We start from the raw sequence: 4764 nt of genomic DNA on the forward strand, positions 1-4764 counted from the left end.
ACCAATCGGTAATCAGTCACCCGTGCCTCCTGTTCGGATCCACGCGCAGCCTGGTTGCCACGCGTAGAACCGACACGAGCACACGAGGACCGGCACCGCTATCCGATGCTCATACTCGCGCTACCCGATCATCAGAACCCTGCTATCCGAAGCGCGTCCCTAACAGCATATCGTCCCGAACGGGTGTACCGGTAAATCGCGCTGCTCGGTGGCGGCGTTCTAGCGGCGATACCTGACGGCGCCACCTGCATTAAGGCTCGAGCGCCTCGAGGGCTCGGGCGGCTTGCTGGTGGCGGTAGAGGGTGGCGCGGGACCATCCGACCAAGCTGGCCGCTTCGGCGGCGGTGCGGCCCTTTCTTCGGGCGTCCTGGGCGATGTCGAGTTTTTCGGCGATCACTGCGGGATCGACCGGGGGCCGACCGAACCTCGTGCCGTTCTGCTTCGCCGCGGCGATGCCGGCGTTGACGCGTTCAGTGATGAGCTCGCGCTCGTACTCGGCCAGGGTGGCGAGCATGCCCAGCATCAACCGGCCGGAGGTGGTCTCCGGGTCGATGCCGTCCGAGAGCGACCGAATCTTCACGCCCTTGTCGCGAAGCAGGTTCACGGTATTGAGGACATCGATCAGGGAGCGGCCGAGGCGGTCAATGCGCCACACCACGACGGTATCGCCGGGCTCGATGTAGTCCATCAGCCGCTTCATCCCCGGGCGCTCGATCGCGGCCCGGCTCCCCGAGGTGACGTCAGAGAAGACGTCGCGCTTCTGAACCCCGGAATCTACGAGTGCATCCAACTGCAACTGCGCGTCCTGACTCGCGGTACTGACGCGGGTGTACCCCAGATGCCTCATGGCCCGATGATGCCCCATAAACCCCTACCGAGGCCGATCCTGAGACGAATGTCGACAAGATGACTTAATGAGACACCGGCGGGTGGCCGTAGAGCCAGGAAACCTGTCGCTTTCAAAAGGCGGCGGCCTCGATCTCAGAAGTCGTCTTCACGGCGACTGGGCGGAGTCCGACGGTTCGCCGGGCCTGTGCTGGTTGGACCCCATCCGAGAGGGCTATCGGCGGAAGGGCCATGAAGAGCCGGCATGAGAACCGACTTTCTTGCGGGGTGGCGGCAGCAGGAACCACAGGCCGGTGACCGCGACCGCAAGCCCGCTCGCCGCCACCGCTGAGGGGCCCCATTCCATGACGCGTTCGGAAAGCGTCGCCCCAGCGTTGGGGCCGTTTACAAGTATGGCTTCGCAGCGAGTCGTGACGAATCCCGCCCACTCGGTGCTATAGGAGCCCTTCGTTATTTCCGTTGCGCCGTGCTCCAGTGAGAGCGTCAACAATTTGGGCACGCAGGTTTGGTGGGGCGAGTTCATGACGAACGCAACGGTATAAATCGCCAAGCCGACCGCGATGCCGACCAGCGCGAGCGTAGTGGTGCCAAATGGACTAAATCTACGCCGAGGAGTTTTGCTGGCTGGCATAATTACCCATTCGATAGTGGGGCGAGTTGCAGGGTCACTCTACCCTGCCGGGCGTGGAGGGGTCCGAGGAGAGCGATGTGCTTCTTCATAGCGCGCTATGGAATTGGGGAGAGTTTCGTTTTACTTAAACTGCAGATATCCACTCTTAGCATTGATCTAAACCAATAATCCTGACAGGGCGGCTGAATAATCTAGAGGGAAAAATTGAAGAAGATGGTCCAGTGGGGCCTAACTTCAAAGGGATAATTTCAAGTTGATTCGGAAGTGCCAGTTCGCGGGCGATTAAAAATCGCCCGCGAACCACCTGAAGTCTGGTTTACCATTGAGTTGCTACGCCCAAACGGGGCCGCAGACTTCCTGCCAGTTTTCCCACTCTCCGCTTGTCCTTTGCAACTGGAACCGAAGACACCAATTCCCAGCCTCGATGAATGCGTTCACGGGCATGGTAACGCCATGTCCGTCCAGGATGTTGACTGCGCCGCCTCCGGTCCCCCACCAGTACATTCCGTTAGGCCGATCGACGTTGTACCTCGCGTTTACGTAGGTGTACGGCTCGCCTTCATTTCGTGAGCTATCGAACCAGACCGATTGGTTATCTGCCCAAAGACCTGAGCCGTTTATGTTAAAGCACGCGTTCCGATCCGAAAAGGGCCATATCCGATTCTCATATACCTTGCAGTTTGTCCATGTCATGGGGGATATCTCAGGGCCCCCCTCTGCGCGTTCGGTCGATTGTCCGCTGTTCAACTCAGACAACTCTTGGGGCGATAGGAGCTCTGCGAGTTCTGGACTGACTGTGATTGGGGCGTCCACTGCAACGCCGGTAGCTTCCTGGGCCAGCGCTGTCGGAACTCCGACTAGGCACAACATCGCTGCGCCTATGATTCCAGTTAGTGTTTTGCTATGCCGTTTCATTCCTTGTCCTCGCTATTCGCGTCGCCAGGTTCGTCGACCATCAACTGTATTGAGGTGGAACCCGTGGGTGTCAAAGGAGTACGAGGCCGTCTTTGGGGCAGGTTGCCGAAGGGCCCTGCTCGCCTTTTGGCGAGCTAGTTAACACCGTAACGGGTCCCGGTCTTGGCAGGGCCAATTTTCAGAATCTGTGATCCTGAAGATTTCGACAGAAGCGTCCGAAGCTGGCGAAAACACGCGTCTGGTGACGAAGATCGACGGCAACATGCAGTCAGGGTGCAGGGCAGTCTTCAGAGAGAGTCCATACAGATCGCTGTTCTTGAAGATGTCGACGCCGATGGCGTGGTCGCACGGCTGAATGGCGATGAAGGCTAGCCGGAGATTGCAGTCTCGATGCTCACACGGGTTAGCCGGAGTGCGGTTCTGCCGGTAGGGGAGAGGACTCCTCCGGATTTGTCTGGACGACGACACGAGCGTCGCGCTGGCTGGTGGCGCTGGAGTTGGGGTCATGACTTCGTCAGAAGCTTTCTTCCGTCTGGTCTCAACTCCCCTGTAGGTGATACGTGTCGATACAGGGTCTGACGCGTTATGCCCAGTTCTTCGCATAGCGCTGCGACGTTGGTTTCGGGCTGACCCATGGACGCCATTGCGAGACGAACCTTGGCCGGGGTCATCTTGTACGGGCGACCGCCCTTGCGACCTCGAGCTCGCGCCGACTCCAGCCCGGCTTTAGTGCGCTCCGAGATGAGTTCGCGTTCGAACTCGGCTAGCGCGGCGAAGATGCCGAACACCAGTTTTCCGGATGCGGTGGTGGTGTCGATCGCCGCGCCCTGCCCGGTCAAGACCTTCAGGCCTACGCCTCGCTCGGTCAGATCGTGAACGATGTTGACCAGGTGCCGGAGGTCTCGGCCGAGTCTATCCAGCTTCCACACGATCAAGGTGTCGCCGGATCGGAGAGCTTTCAAGCAGGAGGCCAGCTCTGGCCGATCCTCCTTCTTGCCGGAGGCTTTGTCCTCATACAGGGCATCGGTCTCGACGCCAGCCGAAAGCAACGCATCCCGTTGTAGATCCGTGCTCTGAGAACCGTCGGCTTTCGAGACCCGCATGTACCCGACTAACACTGCCGCCACCTCCGTCACTTATTCGTTCGTTTACATGACACATGGGGCGCGCGAGCCGCTACGGCGAGATTTCGTCACTTAACCCGTCACTCATTCTACGTCGCACAGACGGTATCGGTTCGATCTATTGTGACAAGAAGTCGAGCGAGATTCCGAGCTCCTCGAAGTTCGCGCGGACTCGCTGGTTGTGCGTGGCGGCATCGCCTCGGGGATACATCGTCATCATGGCGAATAGTTGACGGGCGCTGTTGGGGTTCGTTTTCGCATCCTCGATGACAGCCTTCAGTGCGTCAGCGAGATCTTGCCAACGGTCTTCGAGAGATTTGTGTGTCTGTCGAGGCGGACCTGGGGTAATGGAGACGTCGGGTTCGGGGAGAAACAGCGGCGCGGCGTCGCCTCGTCCGGTGAGGTCGCCGCTTTCGAGCAGGTCCATGGCGATGGCTGCTGCCTCGAGGGTGCGCTGCTGTGTCTGCGGGGTCTGTGCTTCGAAGGGACGCCACATCGATTGGCCGGCCCGGACTGGGTGCCCGGCGAGTTGCCACACCTCGCGGCTGATTCGTTGGGCGGTGCCGCAGTCGCCCATGGTGGCTCCGAGTTCATCGACCACGGTGCGTAGTAGCCGGAACCAGATGCCGGCGTGGATGCGGCGGCGTGGGAGACCTACAAACCCGCCCGTGAGTGCCTGCCATGTCCGGGCGTCCATTCGTCGGATCGCGGAGGAGGCCTCCCGCGGTTCGGGCGGGTACCACGGCGGATGCCAGCTGTAGTAGGAGCCGGGCGGACCGTCGTGGTGTTCCAGCCAGCAGCCGTGGACGGGGCAAGAGAGCATCAGGGGTAGCGACCACGTCAGCAGGTAGGGATGCGGTGGTGTCGATTCCAGTACGCACTGTGGGCAGGCCCGGTGGCACCGGTCAGCATCGGTTGGGGTCCAGGCTCGCCATGTCTTGACAGTCCGGCGCCGACGTTTGCCCGCTGGCAAGAGCACCGCCAGTTGTTGTGTGTAGGTGAGGAACGTGCCGGTGCCGGGTACGAGGTCGTCTAGTAGCCACGGGGTGTATCCGCTGATGCTCATGCCGTGGAGCCGGTCGGTGCCCACTCCGGTCCTGATTGACAGCTGCTCGACAAATCCCGGCGGAGCAGTCATGTCGAGATCGGCATCGCGGTCGACGGAGTGGCCGAGGTCGAATGCGAGCTCATCGACGGTGATCCCGTATCTGTCGGCGATCCGGTGAAGCCATGAGGTGAGGGCTTCAC

General features: G+C 60.6%; 4 protein-coding genes. All 4 read right to left on the reverse strand.

Annotated elements, in window-relative coordinates; translation table 11 throughout:
• Window positions 1-250 precede the first annotated feature (250 nt).
• On the reverse strand, window positions 251-847 hold the full coding sequence (locus G6030_RS02375; RefSeq protein WP_182642086.1) for a recombinase family protein: 597 nt from the start codon (window positions 845-847) through the stop codon (window positions 251-253).
• Window positions 848-1060: 213 nt separating this feature from the next.
• Window positions 1061-1477, reverse strand: coding sequence for a hypothetical protein (locus tag G6030_RS02380; protein WP_131886716.1), 417 nt, complete (start codon window positions 1475-1477; stop codon window positions 1061-1063).
• 1418 nt (window positions 1478-2895) lie between these two features.
• Window positions 2896-3510 carry a recombinase family protein gene (locus G6030_RS02385; RefSeq protein WP_182642088.1) on the reverse strand — a complete coding sequence of 205 codons (615 nt, stop codon included), beginning with the start codon at window positions 3508-3510 and terminating at the stop codon, window positions 2896-2898.
• 124 nt (window positions 3511-3634) lie between these two features.
• A partial coding sequence (locus tag G6030_RS02390) for a TniQ family protein (protein ID WP_182642087.1) occupies window positions 3635-4764 on the reverse strand: 1130 nt, incomplete at its 5' end.

It is taken from the genome of Dietzia sp. E1, assembly GCF_014145015.1.
GTDB lineage: Bacteria > Actinomycetota > Actinomycetes > Mycobacteriales > Mycobacteriaceae > Dietzia > Dietzia cinnamea_A.

Bases quoted from the DNA above. Each gene is read 5' to 3' on its own strand.
- G6030_RS02380 (WP_131886716.1), bottom strand. From the start codon at position 1,477: ATGCCAGCCAGCAAAACTCCTCGGCGTAGATTTAGTCCATTTGGCACC.
- G6030_RS02375 (WP_182642086.1), bottom strand. From the start codon at position 847: ATGAGGCATCTGGGGTACACCCGCGTCAGTACCGCGAGTCAGGACGCG.